Annotated in this window: 18 protein-coding genes; 8 read left to right on the forward strand and 10 right to left on the reverse strand. The window is 71.5% G+C overall.

What is annotated here, in order from left to right; genetic code table 11:
- The first annotated feature begins 18 nt into the window (after positions 1-18).
- Positions 19-945 (forward strand): DUF1295 domain-containing protein, encoded by a 927-nt coding sequence (locus ACZ3II_RS13390; RefSeq protein ID WP_465517880.1) that lies wholly within the window; start codon positions 19-21, stop codon positions 943-945.
- Here ACZ3II_RS13390 and murQ read toward each other — a convergent pair.
- Both murQ and ACZ3II_RS13400 read right to left on the reverse strand, forming a co-directional pair.
- A complete protein-coding gene (murQ, locus tag ACZ3II_RS13395; RefSeq protein ID WP_465517881.1) occupies positions 911-1843 on the reverse strand; it encodes an N-acetylmuramic acid 6-phosphate etherase in 933 nt (310 codons plus the stop codon). The two genes, ACZ3II_RS13390 and murQ, sit on opposite strands and share 35 nt — an antisense overlap.
- Positions 1840-2730 carry a MurR/RpiR family transcriptional regulator gene (locus ACZ3II_RS13400; protein ID WP_465517882.1) on the reverse strand — a complete coding sequence of 297 codons (891 nt, stop codon included), beginning with the start codon at positions 2728-2730 and terminating at the stop codon, positions 1840-1842. The genes murQ and ACZ3II_RS13400 overlap by 4 nt, the downstream gene beginning before the upstream one ends.
- 313 nt (positions 2731-3043) lie before the next feature.
- Between ACZ3II_RS13400 and ACZ3II_RS13405 the strand changes: the two genes are divergently transcribed.
- On the forward strand, positions 3044-4033 hold the full coding sequence (locus tag ACZ3II_RS13405) for an N-acetylglucosamine kinase (RefSeq protein WP_465517883.1): 990 nt from the start codon (positions 3044-3046) through the stop codon (positions 4031-4033).
- A gap of 683 nt (positions 4034-4716) precedes the next feature.
- Here ACZ3II_RS13405 and ACZ3II_RS13410 read toward each other — a convergent pair.
- On the reverse strand, positions 4717-5829 hold the full coding sequence (locus ACZ3II_RS13410; RefSeq protein ID WP_465517884.1) for an exo-beta-N-acetylmuramidase NamZ family protein: 1113 nt from the start codon (positions 5827-5829) through the stop codon (positions 4717-4719).
- 327 nt (positions 5830-6156) lie between these two features.
- On the opposite strand from ACZ3II_RS13410, the gene ACZ3II_RS13415 reads away from it, so the two are divergent.
- The 4 genes from ACZ3II_RS13415 to ACZ3II_RS13430 are packed head-to-tail and all read left to right on the forward strand — an operon-like array spanning position 6157 to position 10934.
- Complete coding sequence (locus tag ACZ3II_RS13415) at positions 6157-7743, forward strand: serine hydrolase domain-containing protein (RefSeq protein ID WP_465517885.1); 1587 nt, start codon at positions 6157-6159, stop codon at positions 7741-7743.
- The gene (gene ngcE, locus ACZ3II_RS13420; protein WP_465517886.1) at positions 7740-9143 is read left to right on the forward strand and encodes an N-acetylglucosamine/diacetylchitobiose ABC transporter substrate-binding protein; all 1404 of its coding nucleotides are present in this window, start codon (positions 7740-7742) and stop codon (positions 9141-9143) included. The genes ACZ3II_RS13415 and ngcE overlap by 4 nt, the downstream gene beginning before the upstream one ends.
- A gap of 1 nt (position 9144) precedes the next feature.
- On the forward strand, positions 9145-10044 hold the full coding sequence (locus tag ACZ3II_RS13425) for a carbohydrate ABC transporter permease (RefSeq protein ID WP_465517887.1): 900 nt from the start codon (positions 9145-9147) through the stop codon (positions 10042-10044).
- On the forward strand, positions 10044-10934 hold the full coding sequence (locus ACZ3II_RS13430) for a carbohydrate ABC transporter permease (protein WP_465517888.1): 891 nt from the start codon (positions 10044-10046) through the stop codon (positions 10932-10934). The genes ACZ3II_RS13425 and ACZ3II_RS13430 overlap by 1 nt, the downstream gene beginning before the upstream one ends.
- Positions 10935-11237: 303 nt before the next feature.
- Here ACZ3II_RS13430 and ACZ3II_RS13435 read toward each other — a convergent pair whose 3' ends face one another.
- From ACZ3II_RS13435 to ACZ3II_RS13450, 4 genes are all read right to left on the reverse strand, one after another.
- On the reverse strand, positions 11238-12698 hold the full coding sequence (locus ACZ3II_RS13435; RefSeq protein WP_465517889.1) for a DHA2 family efflux MFS transporter permease subunit: 1461 nt from the start codon (positions 12696-12698) through the stop codon (positions 11238-11240).
- A 9-nt stretch (positions 12699-12707) separates the two neighbouring features.
- Positions 12708-13745: an alcohol dehydrogenase catalytic domain-containing protein gene (locus ACZ3II_RS13440; RefSeq protein WP_465517890.1), complete on the reverse strand. Its 1038-nt coding sequence runs from the start codon at positions 13743-13745 to the stop codon at positions 12708-12710.
- Positions 13746-13757: 12 nt separating this feature from the next.
- On the reverse strand, positions 13758-14444 hold the full coding sequence (locus ACZ3II_RS13445; RefSeq protein WP_465517891.1) for a quinone oxidoreductase family protein: 687 nt from the start codon (positions 14442-14444) through the stop codon (positions 13758-13760).
- Positions 14445-14519: 75 nt separating this feature from the next.
- Entirely contained in the window at positions 14520-15278 is a 759-nt protein-coding gene (locus ACZ3II_RS13450) for a metallophosphoesterase family protein (protein WP_465517892.1), read from the reverse strand.
- A gap of 35 nt (positions 15279-15313) precedes the next feature.
- On the opposite strand from ACZ3II_RS13450, the gene ACZ3II_RS13455 reads away from it, so the two are divergent.
- Positions 15314-15865, forward strand: a complete 552-nt coding sequence (locus ACZ3II_RS13455) for a hypothetical protein (protein ID WP_465517893.1) — start codon at positions 15314-15316, stop codon at positions 15863-15865.
- Between the two features lie 89 nt (positions 15866-15954).
- Positions 15955-16872: an SDR family oxidoreductase gene (locus ACZ3II_RS13460; RefSeq protein WP_465517894.1), complete on the forward strand. Its 918-nt coding sequence runs from the start codon at positions 15955-15957 to the stop codon at positions 16870-16872.
- Here ACZ3II_RS13460 and ACZ3II_RS13465 read toward each other — a convergent pair.
- From ACZ3II_RS13465 to ACZ3II_RS13475, 3 genes are read right to left on the reverse strand one after another with little or no spacing between them, the layout of a single operon-like run.
- On the reverse strand, positions 16863-17828 hold the full coding sequence (locus tag ACZ3II_RS13465) for a helix-turn-helix transcriptional regulator (RefSeq protein ID WP_465517895.1): 966 nt from the start codon (positions 17826-17828) through the stop codon (positions 16863-16865). The genes ACZ3II_RS13460 and ACZ3II_RS13465 overlap by 10 nt on opposite strands.
- A gap of 19 nt (positions 17829-17847) precedes the next feature.
- Complete coding sequence (locus ACZ3II_RS13470) at positions 17848-19143, reverse strand: sensor histidine kinase (protein WP_465517896.1); 1296 nt, start codon at positions 19141-19143, stop codon at positions 17848-17850.
- The gene (locus ACZ3II_RS13475; protein ID WP_465517897.1) at positions 19140-19820 is read right to left on the reverse strand and encodes a response regulator transcription factor; all 681 of its coding nucleotides are present in this window, start codon (positions 19818-19820) and stop codon (positions 19140-19142) included. The genes ACZ3II_RS13470 and ACZ3II_RS13475 overlap by 4 nt, the downstream gene beginning before the upstream one ends.
- Positions 19821-20165 lie beyond the last annotated feature (345 nt).

Raw genomic sequence — 20165 nt, forward strand, 5'->3', positions numbered from 1 at the left:
CCGCCTATCCTCCGTCGTATGAGCGCGGGCTCGTACAGGATCGGAAGAGGGCTGGCCGGCACCTCCCGGCCGGTGGGATTCGCGGTAGTGACGCTGACCTATGTGGCCGCCGGTCTCGCCGCGTGGGGCACGGCCGTTCTGGCGCGCGGGCAGCATCCGCTGCTCGCCACGTTCTACGCGGACCTCGTCGCCACCCTGGTGGTGTTCGCGGTGAGTGTGCTGATGGCCAACGCGAGCGTCTACGACCCGTACTGGAGCGTCGCCCCACCCGTGATCGTCGCCGCCTGGGCCGCCTTCCCGGCTCCCCGAGCGGTGATCGTCCTCCTGCTCGTGCTGGCCTGGGCGATCCGGCTCACCGCCAACTGGGCGGTGTCCTGGCGCGGGCTCAGCCACGAGGACTGGCGGTACGTGCAGATCCGCGAACAGCGGCCGCGCGGCGTCCCGTGGTGGCTGATCAGTCTCACCGGCATCCAGCTCATGCCGACCCTGGTCGTCTTCGCCGGGCTGCTCGCGGTCTGGCCCGCCGTGACCGTGACCGCCCGGGCGTGGGGGCCGCTCGACTACCTCGCGGTCGTCGTGACCGTGGGAGCCATCCTGATCGAGGCGACAGCGGACCGGCAGCTGCACCGGTTCGCCGGCGACCCCGCCAACCGGGGTTCGATCATCGACCGGGGGCTGTGGCGGTACTCGCGGCACCCCAACTATCTCGGCGAGATCCTCTTCTGGTGGGGGATGTGGCTGTTCGGGCTGGCCGCCGCGCCGGACTGGTGGTGGACGATCGTCGGGCCGATCGCCATGGTGCTGCTGTTCGCCGTGGTCAGCGTGCCGATGATGGACCGCCGGTCGCTGGTGCGGCGGCCCGCGTACGCCGAGCACATGCGCCGCGTCCCGGCCCTGCTGCCGTGGCGGATCAGGCCGGATGCAGCAGGCGCAGCGCCCGATTGACGTGACCCTCGGTGACGGCCAGGGCGCGGGCCGCCGTCTCCGTGCTGGCATCGGTGATCAGCGCGACCAGGGCGATCTTCGCGTCACCGTCGGCGGCGTGCAGCGCCTCCCGGCACCGGGTGAGGTCGGCGCCCGCCGCCTCGGCGAGGATCCGCAACTGGCGGTCCCGGAGCTTGGCGTTGCTCGCCAGCATGTCGGTCATCAGATTCGAGTAGGTGCGGCCCAGCCGGACCATCGTCGCCGTCGAGAACGCGTTCAGCACCAGCTTCTGCGCGGTGCCCGCCTTCATCCGGGTGGAGCCGGTCAGCACCTCCGGGCCGGTGTCCGGGGCGATGTGCACGTCGGCGCCGGCGGCGATCGGGGACGCCGGGTTCGCCGAGACCAGGACGGTCCGGGCGCCGCGGGCGCGGGCGGTGGTCAAGGCGGAGCGGACGTACGGCGTACGACCACTGGCAGTGACCCCCACCACCACATCGCCCGCCGCCACCTCCGCAGCGGCCGCCGCCCCGGCGGCCTCGTCGTCCTCGGCCGCCTCCGACGGATTGGTCAGCGCCCGCGGGCCACCCGCGATGTGCGCCACCACCCGCCCCGGCTCCAGCCCGAACGTGGGAATCAGCTCGGCCGCGTCCAGCACCGCGATCCGCCCCGACGTGCCCGCCCCGACATAGTGGATCCGATGGCCGCCGGAGAGCGCCGCCACGGCCAGTTCCACGGCGGCAGCGATCTCCGGCAGCACATCGGCGACCGCCTCCGGCACAAGGCGATCCTCAGTGTTGATCAGGTGCAGCAGGTCGAGGGTCGACATCCGGTCGATCATCGAACTGCGCGGGTTGCGCTCCTCGGTCCGCGCCAGATCGGTGAGCCGCTCGTTGCGGGGCCGTCCGCCCACGGGAATCATCCGCGCCTCCGGTCCGAGCCGACACGCCGATCGCGAACGGCGGTGTAGGTGGCGTCCAGCGCCGTCCGGGTCTCCGGGAACGTGCGCCGCGCGACGCCCACGAACACACAGTCGATCACGGTGAGCTGGGCCAGCCGGCTCGCCATCGCGCCGGACCGGAACGTCGTCTCCCGCGCCGCCGTGGTCAGCACCAGATCGGCGACCCCGGCGATCGGCGACTTCGGGAAATTGGTCAGCGCGATCGTCCGCGCCCCGTGCCGTCTCGCCTCGGCGAACGCGTCGATGGTGTCGCTGGTGGTGCCGGTGTGCGAGATCGCGAACGCCACATCCCGCTCGTCGAGCAGGGCCGCACTGGTCAGGGCCACGTGAGTGTCGCTCCAGGCGAACGCCACCCGGCCGATCCGGTGCAGCTTGTGCTGGAAGTCCGCGGCGACGAAAGCGCTCGCCCCGACCCCGTAGATGTCGACCCGGCGCGCCCCCGCGACCACGTCGACGACCTGCTCCAGCACCGCGATGTCGATCTGGGAGGCGGTCTCCTCGACGGCCCGCGCGTCGGCGAACGCGATCTTCTTCACCACCTCGGCCAGATCGTCGCCGGGATCGATGTCGCTGCCCACCGGCTCGTTGCCGTCGTCGCGGCGGCCCGCCTCCGCCGCCAGCGTCAGCCGCAACTCCGAATAGCCGGCGAAGCCCATCGCCCGGCAGAACCGGATCACCGTGGTCTCGCTGGACCCGGCACGCTCCGCCAGATCGGTGATGGTCAGCCGGGCCGCGGTCGCCGACTCGTCGATGACCACCCGCGCCACCCGCTGCTCCGCCGGGGACAGCGACGGCAGCAGCCCTCGCGCCCGGACGACCGTCTGCACTGTGCCTCGCCCGCCACTCATGGAGAAAAGTTTCCATCCGGGGACCGTTCCCGTCAATATTCTCCATGAGCCTGCATGTTCGCTTCCGCTGCGCGGCTCAGGTGTACGGGGTCCCCGCGCCCATGTGCAACGCCCTCACAAGATCCGCCGTCAGACGGTCCCCGCACCCCCTTCGGCCGGCGGCGTCTCGGTGGCGTTGACGCGATTGTCGGATAGGGGAGCTTGTTCCCGAGCCGGCGGTGATCGGCATCGCCAGCCGAAGGGCGATCGTCGGGAAGGAGTGACCGGATCGGGCGCTGGCGTGGTGGGCGTGCAGGCGGCAGTGTCGACAGGTATGGGCACGGCGCTGGTGGTGGGTGTGGACGCGGGCGCGACGCGCACACGATGCGTTGTCGCGACGGTCGACGGCACGGTGGTGGGCCGCGGCACGGCCGGCGGTGCGAACCGCAACAGCAGCGGCGGCGACCTGGCCTCGACGCTGGCCACCGCGCTCGAACGGGCCTTGGAAGGAACGTTCCGTCCAGCCGTTCTGCAGGGCGTTTTCGGCGCCGCCGGTTCCGCGGGCGCCGGCCGGGCGGCGGTCCGGGCCGCCGCTGTGGAGGCCTGGCAGACGGCCGGCCTGACCGGCGAACCCGTCACGGTGACCGATCTCGAAGTGTCGTTCGCGGCCGGAACCACCGCCTCCGACGGTGTGCTGCTGCTGTCCGGGACCGGCGCGCTGGCCGCCCGGTTCAGCGGCGGCCGCCTGGAACACCGCTGCGACGGTTACGGCTGGCTGCTCGGCGACGAGGGTTCCGCTGTCTGGATCGGCGTACGCGGACTGCGCGCCGCACTCGCCGCCCTCGACAGCCGCGGACAGCCGACAACCTTGGTCGATGCCGCCCGCGCCCACTTCGGCATCAGCCTCCACTCAGGTGCCGCTTCCGGCTTCCGCTCCGAAGACCTCGCACAAGCGCTGATCGCCGCCGCCTTCGCCGTGCCGCCCGCGGCTCTGGGCGGGTTCGCGCCCGCGGTGAGCGCCGCCGCGGACGCCGACGACCCGGTGGCCGTACGCATCTGCGACACGGCCACCGGTCGTCTCCTGCACACCTTCGACAGCGTCGGGCCGCCACTCGGCGCCGTCGTGGTGCTGGCAGGGTCCGTGCTGCTCACACCCGGGCCGGTCAGCCGGGCGGTGCGCGCCGGCATAGCCGCCCGCACCGGCGCCGAACCCCGGGCCGGGTCCGACGGCGCGGCCGGTGCCGCGGCTCTGGCGGTCGCTCGGCTCACCGGCGCCCCCGTGGCGCCGGTGACCCACACCCGACTGACCGGCAGTCATGGGTAGTCCCGTGAACCCCGCCACCCACCACTCCCCGCCCTGACCGACCCCCGACGTTCCAGCCCCGCCCCGCGCACATCGCGAGCCGTCGGTGGGGCCCGTTTTGGTGGTGGGTTGGCCTGTCTGGGCGACGGCTGGCCGTTCCGCAGCGGTTCGGGGCGTTCGTGAGCCGTCGGTGGGGCCGGCTTTGGTGGTCGGTTGGCCTGTCTGGGCGACGGCTCGCCGTTCGGCGGTGGTGAGGGGAGGGTGCGAGCCGTCGATGAGCCTGGTTTCGGAGCGCAGACTGCCTGTCTGGGCGACGGCTGGTCGCCGGACGGCGGCTGGGAGACATCGTGAGCCGTCGGCGGGGCCGGTTTTGGTGGCCGGTTGGCCTGTCGGGGCGAGGGCTGGTGGGTTTGCGGTGGGGGAGGCAGATCGCGAGCCGTCGGTGAGGTGGGTTCTGGAGGGTGGGATTGCTGTCTGGGCGACGGCTGGTTGGGCTGCGGCGGCTCGGGGACGTCGTGAGCCGTCGGGGTGGGCGGTTGTGGGAAGCGGGGCGAGGGCTGGGGTGGACGGGGCGTACGGCCGGGACAGCCGGCCGTACGCCCGGCCGGCGAACCGCCGGCAATGACCGTCGTGGGTGACGGCCGGTGGGTGGGCGGGGGAGCGCCGTACCCGGGATGACGGTGGAAGAAGGAGGGCGGGGATGGTCATCGGAGGGGCCGCGGGTAGAGGAGGTACGGCCTGCGCTGCTGGTCGAAAGCGGACAGCTCGCGCGCCCACGACAGGCACACCTCATCGGCGGTGGCGCCGTCGTCGATCATGGTGCGGAGGCGGGGGGAGCCCGTGAGCAGGTCGATCCAGTGGCGGGAGCCGTCCAGGCGCCAGCGGAACGCCGGTGACTTGCGGGCCTCGGTGAGCATGGTGACGGCGGTCCGGAGGGGATCGTACCGGTGCGGGTCCTGGATCTTGATCTCGACGCCGGCGCACAACCGGCCGGTGAACTTGTGGAAGGTCGGGGTGAAGTACGCCTCGCGGAACCGGACGCCCGGCAGGTTCAGCGCGGCGAGCCGGTCGCACCAGCGGTAGTCGAAGCCGGGGCCGCCGATCAGCTCGAACGGCCTGGTCGTGCCGCGGCCCTCGGACAGTGTCGACACGCCTTCGAACATGCCGGTTCCGGGGTAGACGAGCGCTGACGACGGGGTCGGCATGTTGGGGCTGGGGAGCACCCACGGCAGATCGATATCGGACGCGAGCAGGCGGCCGTGCCAGCCTTGGCAGGTGATGACCTGGAGGTCGACCGTACGACCGAGGAACTCGCCGTTGTAGAAGCGGGCCAGTTCGCCGACGGTCATGCCGTGCTGCTGCGCGATCTTCAGGCGGCCGACGCCGGAGGTGAAGCCGTCGGTCATCATCGGGCCGCGGGCGCTGCCGCCGACCGGGTTGGGGCGGTCCAGCACCAGGTAACGCAGCCCGAGCCGGGCGGCGGCGGCCATCGAGTCGTAGAGCGTGTAGATGTACGTGTAGAAGCGCGCCCCGACATCCTGGATGTCGAACACGACGGTCCGGACCCCGGTCTCCCGGAACATCCGTTCCCAGGCGGCCTGGGTGGCCAGGTACGCGTCGTGGACCGGCAGCCCGGTGCGCGCGTCGGTGCCGGTGCCCTCGCTGCCGCCGGCCTGCGCCGATCCACGGAACCCGTGCTCGGGGCCGAAGACCGCCCCGATGGTCACCCCGTCGGCGTGCATCCGGTCGACGAGGTGCCGGTAGTCGGGATCCACACCGGTCGGATTGGAGACGACCCCGACCCGGGTCCCCCGCACGGAGGTCCAGTCCTCCGCGGCCAGCCGTTCGAGGCCGGTCTGAAAGACCGCGGAAGGGAGGGGGGAGGAGGGCGCCGAAGGGGGCGGTGAGGAGGGCGGCGGAGGCGAGGGAGGGAGCGGGACGAGGAGGCTGCCCGCGCTCGCCGCCAGCAGGTTGCGGCGGTTCATCGGACCCCCCAGGGGTCGAGAGCGGGGAAAGCGACCGTACGTGTCCGCATGATGTCGCAAGGTAGCCGGGTGGCAGTCGTTTGGCAATAACCTTCGCCCCCCTTGCGAGTTGCGAAGGAAAGCTCCATCCTCGACGGGTTGGTGTATGGAGAGGCTTAGATGATCAAGCTTCCGGTCCTCGTGATGTCGGTGCTGGTCGCGGCGACGCCCGCGCCGGCCGGTAGCACGTTCGCCAACGACGTGCTGCGCCCCGGCACCGCCCGTCAGGCCGGTCTGCTGCCGCACCTGATCGCCACGCTGCCGGTGATCGCCCAGGCCTATCTGGAGCCCACGCTGGACCATCCCGGTCATCCCGCCTACGCGGGGGCGACGGTCCTCGCCGCCCGCCACGGCCTGGTGGTGTCCCGGTTCGCGGTCGGGGACGCGGTCCGCTACACCGGCGGCGCCGCCGAACTCCCGCCGGACCAGCGAATCCCGGCGCGGGTCGACACGCTGTGGGATCTCGCCTCGATCTCCAAGCTGTTCACCACGATCGTCGTGCTCCAGCAGGCCGAGGCGGGACGGATCGATCTGGACGTTCCGGTGTCGGCGTACGTGCCGGAGTTCACCGCCTCCGGGGTCACCGCCCGCCAACTGCTCACCCACACCTCCGGGCTGCCGGCCTGGCGGCCGCTCCACCGGCTGTACCCGACCGCTGACCAGCGCCTCGCCGCCGCCCTGACGACTCCGGCCGGGCCCGCCGGCCGCTACGTCTACTCCGACATCGGGCTGATCGTGCTCGGCGTGCTGGCCGAGCGGGTCACCGGGAGGTCCCTCGCCGAGGCGGTACGGGCCGGGGTGACCGGGCCGCTCGGGATGCGCTCGACCGGCTACAACCCGGGCCCTGAGCTGCGGGAACGGACGGCGGCGACGGAACATCAGCCGGAGCGCGGGATGGTCCGGGGTGAGGTGCACGACGAGAACGCGTGGGCGCTCGGCGGGGCGGCGGGGCACGCGGGGATCTTCTCCACCGTCGACGACCTGGCGATCCTCTGCCAGGCGCTGCTGAACGGCGGCACCTACCGGGGACGGCGGATCCTCAGCGAGGACTCGGTGCGGCGGGCGCTCACCGACCACGGCAACGGGCGCGGGCTGGGGTTCGAGCTGGGCCGGCACACGTACATGGACGGCATGGCGTCGCCGATCACTTTCGGGCACACCGGGTTCACCGGCACGTCGGTGGTGATCGACCCGATCGACCGGTCGTTCCTGATCGTGCTCAGCAACCGGGTCCATCCCGACCGGAGCTGGGGGACGGTCGACGTCGTACGGCGCGCTCTGGCCCGTACCCTCGCCTCCGCGAGCCCCGTCCCGGGACCACCCGCAGCCGGAAAGCCCTGGCAGGCGGCCCGGCGCGACAGCGCCGTCATGACGCTCACCGCGAGCCCGGCGCGAGGTTCCTTCCAGATCTGGTACGACACCGAGCCGCGCCACGACACCGTCACCGTCGAGTCGTCCGCCGACGGGATCACCTGGGCGCCCCTGCCGATGACGCTGCGGGCCGGCGCCGATGAGGTGACCAGCGACGGCACCCTCACCGGGTTCGGCGGGCGGCGCTGGTGGCGGGTGCGCACCGACGCGCCGCGGCTGCGTTTCACCTACCGCACCGACGCCGCGTCGCAGGGCCGTGGCGTGCTCGTCGCCGGGATCCGGCAGCCCTTCGCCGCGGACGGTTGGACCAGCTCACAGGCAGGAGAGCAGCGATGACATCAGCGATCAGCAGGCGCCGGCTCCTTCAGGGCACGGTCGGCGCCGTCGCCGCGGGCACGGTCGGTGGCTGCGCCATGGGCGGCGACGACTCCGGCAAGGACGCCGCCAAGGGTGTGGCCAGCGCGGAGAACCCGCTCGGGGTGAAGGAGGATGCGCCGCTCGAGGTGGTGATCTTCAACGGCGGGTTCGGTGACGAGTACGCGAAGGCGCACGAGCGGATGTACCGCGAGCGGCACCCGAAGGCGGAGATCAAGCATTCGGCGACCCAGCAGATCGCCGAGACGCTGCAACCGCGGTTCGTCGGCGGCGACCCGCCGGACGTGGTCAACAACTCCGGCGCCAGCCAGATGGACTTCAACGGCCTGGTCTCCCAGAACGCCCTCACCGACCTGGGGGAGCTGCTCGACGCGCCGAGCCTCGACGATCCGTCGGTGAAGGTACGCGACACGCTGTTGCCGGGAACGGTGGACGTGGGCTCGTACGACGGGAAGTTCCTGTCCCTGAACTACGCCTACTCCGCGTACGGCATCTGGTATTCCCGCAAGCTCTTCGAGGCGAGGGGCTGGGAGTATCCGGCGACGTGGGAGCAGATGATCGCCCTCTGCAAGACGATCAAGGCGGCCGGGATCGCGCCGTGGACGTACCCCGGCAAGCACTCCCGGTACATGAGCTGGCCGATCGTCGCCGCCGCCGGCAAGCTCGGCGGCATCGAGGTGATCAAGGCGCTCGACAACCTGGAACCGAACGCGTGGCGGCACGAGGCGGTCCGGGCCGCCGCCGAGGCCTACTACCAGCTCGCCGTCGACGGATACCTGCAACCCGGCGCCGAGGGCATGGACCACATCCAGGCGCAGACCGCATGGTGCCGTGGCCACGCCGCGTTCATCTCCTGCGGCTCCTGGCTGGAAAGTGAGCAGCGCGCGGTCACCCCACCGGACTTCCGCATGGCGATCGCCCCGACCCCCAGCCTGACCAGCAAGGACGCGATGCCGTTCGCGGCTTTCCGGGGCGCCGGCAGCGAACCGTTCATCGTCCCGGCGAAGGCCAGGAACGGGCGGGGCGGCCTCGAATACCTGCGGATCATGCTGTCGAAGAAGGGCGCCACCGAGTTCACCCGCATGACCAGCAGCCTCACCAGCGTGCGCGGCTCCACCGACGGCGTCCCGCTCGGCCCCGGGCTCACCTCGGTCCTCTCGCTCATCCAGGCGTCCGACGGGGGCGCGTTCACCTGGATGTACAACTCGTACTACCGGAAACTCGAACGGGAACGCATCGACGGGGCCTGCGCCGAACTGTTCGCCAAACGGATCAACGCCGCCCAATGGTGCGACAAGGTGCAACGGTCCGCCGACGAGTTCGCCACCGACCCCTCGATCAAGAAGTACAAGCGGTCCTGACGTGCGCCGACTGTTCATCGCCACGTTCCTGGCGCCGCCGCTGCTGCTCTACGGGATCTTCGTCGTCTCCCCGTACCTCCAAGCCTTTCAGATCTCCACCACGAACTGGACCGGGCTGTCGCCGACGTTCGAGTTCGTCGGCCTGGCGAATTTCGAGCGGCTGCTCGACGACGGCTACCTGTGGAACGCGCTGCGCCACAACGGCCTGCTCCTGCTGTTCCTGCCGCTGGTGACGATCCTGCTGGGACTGTTCTTCGCCTCGATGATCGGCGTCGGCGGGCGGGCCGACCGGGTCGGTGTGCACGGGGTGCGCGGCGCGGGCTTCTACCGGGTCGTCTACTTCTTCCCGCAGGTCCTCTCGGTGGCGATCATCGGGGTGCTGTGGAAGGAGATGTACGCTCCACACACCGGCATGATCAACGGCCTGCTCCGGGGCGTGGGGCTGGACCGGCTCGCGGTCGCCTGGCTCGGCGACCCGCGGTTCGCGTTCTGGTGCGTGCTGGCCGTGCTGATCTGGATGAACGTCGGCTTCTACGTCGTGCTGTTCAGCGCCGCCATGCAAGCCATACCCCGGGACCTGTACGAGGCCGCGCTGCTCGACGGCGCCGGACGGCTCATGACACTCGTCCGGATCACCGTGCCGCTGGTCTGGGACACCATCCAGGTCGCGTGGGTCTACCTGGCGATCATCGCGATCGACGGATTCGCCATCGTGCAGATCATCACCGACGGCGGTCCGAGCGCCTCGTCGGACGTGGTGGGATTGCGGCTCTACAAGACCGCCTTCGGCGACGGGCAGTTCGGGTACGCCTCCGCGATCGGTGTCGCCATGTTCTTCCTGACCCTCACGGTCGCCGTCATGTTCCTGCGGGTCACCCGCCGCGACCGGGTGGAGTTGTGATGACCGCCGTTCTGGCCAAGCCCGTGACGACGCCGGCTGCTTCGGAAACGGCCCCGCCCCGCCGTACCGTTCCCGTCGTTTCCCACGCGTTCCTCGCCGTGTGGGCGCTGCTCACCACGTTGCCGCTGGTGTGGGTGGTGCTCAGCTCGTTCAAGAGCGACGAGGAGATCCTCACCGATCCGTGGAGCCTGCCCGCCCGGATCCGCTGGGAGAACTGGGATCGCGCCTGGAACGAGGCCCACATCGGCCGGTACTTCCTGAACAGCGCGGTCGTCGTCACCGGCGCCCTCACGCTGACCATGCTGTTCGGGGCGATGGCCGCGTACGTGCTGGCCCGTTACCGTTTCCGGGGAAACCGGATCGTGTACTACGCGTTCACCGGCGGCATGATGTTCCCGGTGTTCCTGGCGCTGGTGCCATTGTTCTTCGTGGTCCGCAACCTGGGCCTGCTCGGCACGCTGCCCGGCCTGACCCTGGTGTACGCCGCGTACTCCCTGCCGTTCACGGTGTTCTTCCTGACCGCGTTCTTCCGGACGCTGCCGACGTCGGTCGCCGAAGCCGCCATGGTCGACGGGTGCGGCCACTTCGGCCTGTTCTTCCGGATCATGCTGCCGATGGCGAAACCCGGGCTGATCAGCGTCGGGATCTTCAACTTCCTGTTCCAGTGGAATCAGTACGTGCTGCCGATCGTCCTCATGCAGGGCGAAGGCGCGGAACGTCGCTGGGTGCTGGCGCAGGGTTTGACGGCGCTGGCGGTCAACGAGGGGTACCGCGGCGACTTCAGCGGCCTGTTCGCGGGGATGGCGATCGCGATGGTCCCGGTCATCCTCGGCTACCTGGTCTTCCATCGCCAGGTGCAGACCGGCCTCTCCGCGGGCCAGCTCCGCTGATTCGAGGGTACGGGCCAACCGCGGTCCCGTGCCTCGCGGCGGCCACGGCAGGCGTTTCCTGACAACCAGCCAGTCCAAGACCGGATCGTCAGCCGTCGCTGACGCCGCTTTCGAGGGCCGTTTGACCGGCTTGGGCGACGGCCGAGGTCGCCGGCCGTCGTTCGAGCCGGTTGTCCGCGCGGCTTGGGAGGCTTGGGCGACGGCTGGGGTCGTCGGCTGTACGGGAGGCCGGTTTTCGGAGGGCCTTGACCGGCCTGAGCGACGGCTCGCGATCGGGACACCGCGGGTCGGCCGGTGGGGAGATCAGGTGTGGGGGATGTCGGCGGGGCGCAGTGGGGGAGCGCACGTGTCGCAGAACGGCGGCTGCGGAACGGCGGTGGGGAGGCGGTTCGGGATCAGGAGCCAGGCCAGCACGCCGCCGGCGGTCATCAGGGTCGCGCACAGCAGCATCGTCGTGCGGTAGACCGGGGACAGGACCTCCGGATCCGTCAGGTCGCCGGCGCCCAGGCCAGCGGCCAGCGGAAGCACCGCGACAGCCAGCAGCCCCGCGGCCCGGGCGACGGCGTTGTTGACGCCGGAGGCGATGCCCGCGTACGAGTCGTCCAGGGAACCCAGCGCGGTCGCCGTCAACGGAGCGACCAGCAGCGCCAGCCCCAGACCGAAGAGGATCACCGGGGGCAGGACGTCGGCCAGGTAGGACGCGCCCGTGCCGATCGTCGACAGCCAGGTCAGCGCCGCTGCGCAGACCAGTGGGCCGGCCGACATCGGCAGGCGCGGGCCGATCCGCTGGCCCAGGGCGCCGGCGCGGGCCGACAGCAGCAGCATCAGCACGGTGACCGGCAGCAGCGCGACCCCGCTGGCCAGCGGCGAGAACCCGGCGACGACCTGCAGGTTCACGACGACGAGGAAGAAGACGCCACCGTTGGCCGCGTACACCAGGAAGGTCACCAGGTTCGCGCCGGTGAACGCCCTGGTGCGGAAGATCGTCAAGGGCAGCAGGGGGTACGGGGACCGGCGCTCGGCGACCACGAAGGCGATCATCCCGAGGACACCGGTGGCGAGCGAGACCAGCACCACGGGGTCGGCCGGGCCGCGTTCCGGCCACGCGGTGAACCCGTAGGTCAGCCCGCCCAGCCCGATCACCCCGGTGACCAGGCCCGCGATGTCGAAGTTCGGTGCGGCGGCGGGGTTGCGGGACTCCGGCACGTGCCGGGCGGTCACCCACAGCACGATCGCGGCGATCGGCAGGTTGATCAGGAAGATGTACCGCCAGCTGCCGATCTCCACGAGCCAGCCGCCGAGGAACGGGCCGAGCGCGCCACCGATCCCGCCGAGCCCGGACCACGCGCCGATCGCCTTCGCCCGGTCGCCGGCCTGGAACGACGCCTCCAGGATCGCGAGGGCCCCCGGTGTGAGCAGCGCGCCGCCGATGCCCTGCAGCACCCGGGCGGCGACCAGCAGTTCGACCGACGGGGCGATCCCGCAGAGCAGCGACGCCAGGGCGAACCAGGTGACCCCGACCAGGAACAGCCGCTTGCGGCCGAACCGGTCGCTGAGCGAACCGCCGAGCAGGATCAGGGAGGCCAGGCTCAGCGCGTACCCGTTGACGGTCCACTGCAGGCCGGCGGCGCTCGCGCCGAGTTCCCGGCCGATCGCGGGGAGCGCGATGGTGACGACTGTCGAGTCGATGAAGGCGAGACTCGATCCGAGTACGGTCGCCAGCAGCACCCACCGCCCGGCGGCGGACCGGTAACGCAGATCCATTCCCCGACCCTATGCGGCCGGGTCGATCATGGTCATCCCCGCGACCGTGGCCTGGTCGAAGACCGGCAGCAGGGCGGCCGCCTCGTCCAGCCCGATGGTGCGCTCGATCAGCCGGTCCGGCCGCAGCAGACCGCGCTCGATCAGCGCCAGCATGCCCGGGTAGTCGGCGGCCGCCATCCCGTGACTGCCCAGCACGTCCAGTTCCCAGCCGATCACCCGGTCCATCGGCACGCGCGGGTGCCCGCCGACCGGGGGAAGCAGCCCGATCTGCACGTGCCGGCCCTGGCGGCGCAGGCTGAGGATGGCGTCGGCGCAGGTCCGCTCACTGCCGACGGCGTCGACGGAGACGTGGCTGCCACCACCGGTGAGATCGGCGACCGCGGCCGGGACCGCGGTGTCCCCGGCGAGGAGGGTGTGCTCGGCGCCGAGTCCCGCGGCAGCGGCGAGGGCCTCCGGGTTGCGGTCGACGGCGATCACCCGGGCGCCGAGGGCGCGCGCGATCATCACCGCGCTCAGGCCGACCCCGCCGGCGCCGACGACCGTCACCCATTCGCCCGCGGTGATCCGGGCGCGGCCGGCCAGCCCCCGGTACGCGGTGGCGAACCGGCAGCCCAGCCCGGCGGCGGCCGCGAACCCGACCGTCTCCGGAACGGCGACCAGGTTGGTGTCGGCGGCGTGCAGGGCCACGTACTCGGCGAACGACCCCCAGTGCGTGAACCCGGGCTGCTGCTGGTCGGGGCACACCTGCGCCTGCCCGGTCCGGCACCACGCGCACCTGCCGCAGCCGCACACGAACGGCACTGTCACCCGGTCGCCGGCCTGCCACCGGGTGACGCCCGCGCCGACCTCGGCGATCACCCCGGCCAGCTCGTGGCCCGGCACGTGCGGCAGGGCGATCTCGTCGTGCCCGGCCCACGCGTGCCAGTCGCTGCGGCACAGGCCGGTGGCCGCGACCCGTACCACCACGCCGCCGTCCGGGGCCGAGGGGGCGGGCACCTCCCGTACCTCAGGCAGGCTTTTGATGTCATCGAAGATCACCGCACGCATGGCACCATGCTGTCAGGGAATCAGGAGCACGCGCCCGAAAGCCGCGCGGCTTTCGATGTGACGGTGTGCCGCGGCGGCGTCGGCGAGCGGGAACTCCCGGTCGATCACCACGGTCAGCTCCCCGGCGGCGATCCGGTCGATGAGCTGCTGGACCCGTTCACGGACGCGCTGCGGCTCACGTTCGGCCTCCGCGCCGTAGTAGAGCCCGTTCAGCCGGGCGCTCTTGAGCAGGAGCGGGAAGAGCTGGGGCTGGTACGGGTCCCGCCCGACCTGCCCGAGGTAGATGATCCGGCCCCGGTAGGCGACCGCGTCGACGCTGTCCTCGAGGGTCTTCCCGCCGACCGGGTCGATGATCAGGTCCGCGCCCCGGCCACCGGTGAGCTCCTTGACCTTCTCGACGACGCCGCCGGTCCGGTAGTTGATCCCGTGGTCGAGCCCGTACTCCTTCAGCCGGTCCAGTTTCCCGCCGGTGCCCGCGGTGCCGATCACCGTGGCGCCCGCGGCCTTGGCGAGCTGCACAGCGGCCAGCCCGACCCCGCTCGCGGCGGCCTGCACCAGCACCGTCTCGCCGGCCCGCAACCCACCGAACTCGAACAGGGCGTCGTCGGCGGTCCCGAACTCGACGAAGATCCCGGCGGCGACCCGCGCGTCCATGTCGTCGGGCACCACGAAGACATTGCCTTCCGGGGCGGCCACCATCGACTGCTCCCCGTCTAGTACGACAATCTTCGTACAAAGAGCGACGTTAGTACGATGGTCGGCGTACTTCACCCCTCACCGGCGCCCGTCCCACGGCCCGAACGTGGCGATCGCCTCGACGTCACCGGCCGGCTCGACCAGGTTCTCCCGGACCCACTCCGCCACGCCCGGCAGCGCCGACGCCCCGATCACCTCACGGGCCAGCACCTCAGGGTCGATCAGCGTGCGGCCCATCGACACCACGCCCGCCGACAGGATCACCCAGTGCGCACCCCTTCTGCCGTACGGGAGACCGACACTCCCCGGGTTCACCACCAGCCTGCCGTCGACCAGCCGGAGGAACGGCATGTGGGTGTGCCCGCAGACGACGGTCCCCACCTCGTCCGGCAGCCCGGCGAACACCTCGGCCCACCGGTCGAGCCGGCTGTCGACCAGCACCACCTCCTGATCGTCGCGCGGCGTCGCATGGCAGAACCGGACCGCCCCGAACCCCTCGACCTCGATCGTGACCTGCTCCGGCATCGCGTCGACCAGCCGTTGATGATCCGCCCGGAATTGCGCAGCGCCCCAGACGGACAGCGGATCGTCACCGAGCCCGATGTCCTCCCCGCGCGACATCCGCAGCAGTTCCCGGTCGGCGTTGCCGCGAACGAGGACCGCCCTTTCGCCGAGTGACACCAGCCGGTCCAGCACCTCCGCCGGCTGCGGGCCCCACGTGTGATCACCGGTGACGACGAGCCGGTCCGCGCCCGCGACCGCCGGTTCGGCGAGCACCCGCTCCAACGCGGGCAACACGCCGTGGATGTCGGACAGCACCGCCACTGTGGAGATCATGAATCCATGGTGCCGTGGACCGATAGGTTGTGGCGATGCGACGGTTCGGTATCGGAACGAAGGTGATGCTGGCGTGCCTCGGGATTCCGCTGATCGCGGGCATCGCGGTGGTGGGTGTCGAGCTGGGGAAAGAGGCCGTCGCGGCGGCTGACTGCCCGGAGAAGCTCGCCGCCGCCGAGGACCTGGTCCGGACCGACCGCAACTGGACCGACCAGGACATTCCCGGGGTGGGTGACTATCCGGAGATCCATTGGCAGGTCCGGGCGGGGGGTGATCCCTGTTCTCGGATGGCCCCGTCCGACTGGGTGCATCAGGCCGTGATCCGCCTGACTCCGGCTGACGCGGCGGCGCTGGCCGAGCGGTACGACTGGGAGCCGGTCGTCCTCACCGGCCCCGAGTCGACGGTGTACCCGTACGGCACCCCGGCGAAGATCTGGCCCGGCCTGGCCCCGTTCGTCCCCGACGGCACGAAGTGGACCTACAGCGAAGCGTGGTCCGAGCAGCATTCCCAGGAAGGGCCGGGTTCGAGGGACCTGTTTCTGGCCCCGGATCGCTCCCTCGCCTTCGTGCTCTTCAGTCCCATCTGAGCAACCGGCGAGACGGCATGCCGATCTTGTGCGGGACGGCGTGAAAAACCTGACGAGGGCTGTCAGGGTTCGGGGGCACGGTCGGTGGTATGACGACGAAGACACTGGCCGGGAAGGTAGCGCTCGTGGCGGGGGCGACCCGGGGCGCGGGGCGGCAGATCGCGGTGCGGCTCGGGGAAGCCGGGGCCACCGTGTACGCGACGGGGCGCAGCACCCGCGCCAACCGGTCGCCGATGAACCGGCCGGAAACGATCGAGGAAACGGCGGAACTGGTCACGGCCGCGGGTGGGAACGGGATCGCGGTGGCCGTCGACCATCTCGACCACGGGCAGGTGGAAACGCTGGTCCGGCGGATCGACGACGAGCACGGGCAGCTGGACGTGCTGGTCAACGACGTGTGGGGCGGGGATCCGCTGACCACCTGGAACAAGCCTGTCTGGGAACAGGATCTGGAGCGGGGTTTCCGGCTGATCCGGCAGGCGATCGACTCGCACATCGTGACCAGCCACTACGCGCTGCCGCTGCTGATTCGTAAGCCGGGTGGGCTGGTGGTGGAGATCGGGGACGGGACGACGGCGTACAACGCGGTCAACTACCGGCTGTCGGTCTTCTACGACCTGGCGAAATGGTCGGTGAACCGGCTCGCGTTCGTGTGGGGGCACGAGCTGGCCGAGCACGGGGGGACGGCGGTGGCGCTGACACCGGGGTGGCTGCGCTCGGAGATGATGCTGGAGAACTTCGGGGTCAGCGAGGAGAACTGGCGGGACGCGTGCGAGAAGGAGCCGCATTTCGCGATCTCGGAGACTCCGGCGTACGTGGGACGCGCGATCGCCGCTCTCGCCGCCGATCCCGACCGGGCCCGGTGGAACGGGAAGTCGGTGTCCAGCGGTGAGCTGGCCCAGGCCTACGGGTTCACCGATCTGGACGGCAGCCGCCCGGACGCCTGGCGCTACCTGGTCGAGGTACAGGATCCGGGCCGGCCCGCCGACGTCACGGGTTATCGGTAGAGGTCGCCGAGACGCCGCGCGGCGGAGGCCAGCCGTTCCCGGAGGGCGGGCGGCTCCAGGACCTCCGCCTCGGGGCCGAACCTGAGGACGTACGAGTAACCGACGTCCAGTGACTCCACCGGCAGCCGGGTCCGCACCCACCCGTCCGGATCCGGCTCGCCGGCCGCCGCCAGGGCCTCCCGCACCGCCGGCGGCTCGGCGACGAACCGCAGCATCCGCACCCCGGCCGGGCTGAGCCGCAGCGTGATCGTCTCCCGGAGCATCTGCCGCACGAACTCGGTGGCCCGTTCCGCCCAGAACGACGGCAGATCGAACTCCGGATCCCGGGCGAAATGCTCCTCGGACGCCTCCACACCGGTGATCCGGTCGACGCGGTAGGTGCGCAGGCTGTCATCGACATGGCCGATCAGGTACCAGACGCCGTTCTTGAGCACGAGCCCGTACGGTTCGACGGTCCGGGTCACCTCCTCCCGCCGCTGGTAGCGCAGCGTGACGGTCAGGTCCTGCCACACCGCGGCCGCCAGCTCGGCCAGGTGCTCCGGCGGATGCTCGGTGTCGGCGAACCAGCCGGGCGCGTCGAGGTGGAAGCGTTGCCCGGCCCGCTGCGAGGCCTCCCGCAGGGTGGGCGGCAGGGCGGCGAGGACCTTGCGGCGTACGTCGCGGACCGGTCCCGCCAGCCCCATGTCCCGGGCCGGTCCCGGCAGCCCCGCCAGGAACAGCGCCTCCGCCTCGGCCCGGCTCAACCCGGTCAGCCGGGTCCGGTACCCGCCGACGAGCCGGTACCCACCGGCCCGCCCCTGCTCGGCGTAGATCGGGACCCCGGCCGCGGACAGCTCCAGCACGTCCCGGTAGACGGTCCGCTCGGAGACCTCCAGCTCGGCGGCGATCTCCGCGGCCGTCAGCGTGCCCCGGGCCTGCAGCAACAGCACCAGGTTGATCAGCCGGGCGGCACGCATCAGCGCTTTCCTCGCGGTCTCATGCCGGGCCCCGGGCCGCGGGCAGGGTGACGACCGCGTCGATGCCGGCCGGGGTCGCGGCGTCCAGGCGGACCGTGCCATCGCCGGCCTCGGCGAGCTTGCGGACCAGGGCCAGGCCGAGCCCACTGCCGCCCTTCGGCGCGCCGGGCGCCCGCCAGAACGGCTCCAGGGCCTGTTCCCGCTGGTCAGTGGTCAGGCCCGGACCGGCGTCCCGGACATGCAGCGCGACGTGATCCCCGGTGATCCCGGCCGTCACCAGGATCTCGCTGCCGGGCGGCGCGGCCCGCAGAGCGTTGGAGATCAGATTGTCGAGGATCTGCTCGACGCTGCCGGGCGCGGCGAGCGCCCACACCGGAGAGAAGACCTGCGCCCGTACGGTCACCTCGCGCTCGGCTGCCAGGGGCTGCCAGATCTCGGCGCGCAGCGTCGCCTCCGCGGCCAGGTCGACGCGTTCCGGTGTCTCCTCGCGACGGTCGATCAGGGTCAGGTCGAGCAGCGTGTCGACGAGTTTGCCGAGGCGGGCGGTCTCGCCGAGGGCCGCCTCCAGGTTCGCGGCGCCGGCCGGGGCGATGTCCGGCTCCAGGTTCTCCAGGCGCAGCCGCAGGGCCTGGAGCGGGCTTTTCAGCTGGTGCGAGGCGTGTTCGACGAACGAGCCGCGGGCCTGCAGCACACTGTGCAGGCGGGCGGCGGTCCGGTTGAACGTCTCCGCCAGCCGCCGCAGCTCCGGTGGCCCGCCACGGCCGGGCACGGCAGCGGCGCCGGTGTCGTCGGCGAGCCGCCGGGTGGCGTGTTCCAGGGCCCGGACCGGTTTGCTGATCGAGCTGGCCAGGGCGTACGCGACGGCCGCGCTGGCGGCCAGGACGGCGACCGACGCGGCGGCGAGCAGCGCCCAGAACTGACGGACCTGCGCGGTGACCGGGGCGGCCGGGACGCTGACCCGTACCGTGCCCAGATCGGGTTTGCCGGGGTTGACCGGAACCGACGCGGACATCATCGCCGGGCCGCCGGGCGCCGCGGAGACGGTGCTGAGGACGAGACCGCCCGAGGCGTCGAACAGTTCGACCTGGCCACGCCAGCGGCGGGCGGACTCCCGGGCGATCTCCTGCACCCCGTCGTCGTCGTCCTCGTCGAGTTCCGCGTCGACGTAGGCGGCGATCACCTCGGCCTCCCGTTCCAGCTGCCGCAGCGCCTGCTGCTGCTCGCCGCGCTGATAGAGGTAGCCGAGCGGGATCGCCAGCGCGGCGAGGACCATCAGGACCAGGGTGAGGTGGCTGAGCACCAGACGGCGGGTCATCGCGCCACGAGCCGGAATCCCACCCCACGGCTCGTCTCGATCCAGGCGGGATCGCCGAGTTTCCGGCGCAGCGCGGCGATGTGGAAGTCGAGGGTCTTCCCACGGCCCTCGGCGGTCGCCCACACCTGCTCCAGCAGCCGTTGCCGCAGCACCACCGTGCCGGGCCGGTCGGCGAGCATGGCCAGCAGGTCGTACTCCTTCGGCGCCAGCGGCACCGGCACGCCGCCGACGGTCACCTCACGGGTGGCGCGGTCCAGGCGGAGATTTCCGACGGTTCGCACATCCGGCTCGGCAGGCCCGCCCGCTGCGGCGCCCGCGACCGCCGCCGCCCGGGACCGCCGGTCCACGGCCCGGATCCGGGCCACCAGCTCCCGCAGGCTGAACGGTTTGGCCAGGTAGTCGTCGGCGCCGCCCTCCAGCCCGCGGACCAGGTCGGCCTCACCGCGCCGGGACGTCAGCATGATCACCGGGACGTTGCGGGCCCGGTTCAGCTCCCAGCACACGTCCACGCCGTCGATGTCGGGCAGTCCCAGATCCAGCAGCACCAGGTCGACCGGTGGGGCGGACAGCGCCTCGGCGCCGGTGGTGACGTGGCGGGCGGCGATACCGTACCGCGCGAGGCCCTCCACCAGCGGCACCGCGATCGACTCGTCGTCCTCGACGAGGAGCACCTGCATCTGCTTTCCTTCCGCGACCGTCTGGCGACTATAGAAGCCGCACCGGGCCCGCACCCCGGCCGGGGGAACCTGTGAGATGCCTTCGAATAGTCCCAGGAGAACCCCAGGATCCGGCGAGGAAACGACCAGGAACCCGCCAGGAAACCAATAGTAAAACCATTCCGTACGCTCTCCGCGCCGTTTCTGAGATCCCCGCCACAAATGGTGTCGGCTACGGTTTCGGTAACCGCTGAAGCTTTCGGAAAAGAATGGAGTTGATGTCCGCCGTGGGCGGATACGGCTGGCAAGTCGTCCTGGTCGTGGTCCTGGTGCTGCTGAACGCGGCGTTCTCGGGCAGCGAGATGG

Source organism: Actinoplanes sp. NPDC019969, from assembly GCF_055562375.1.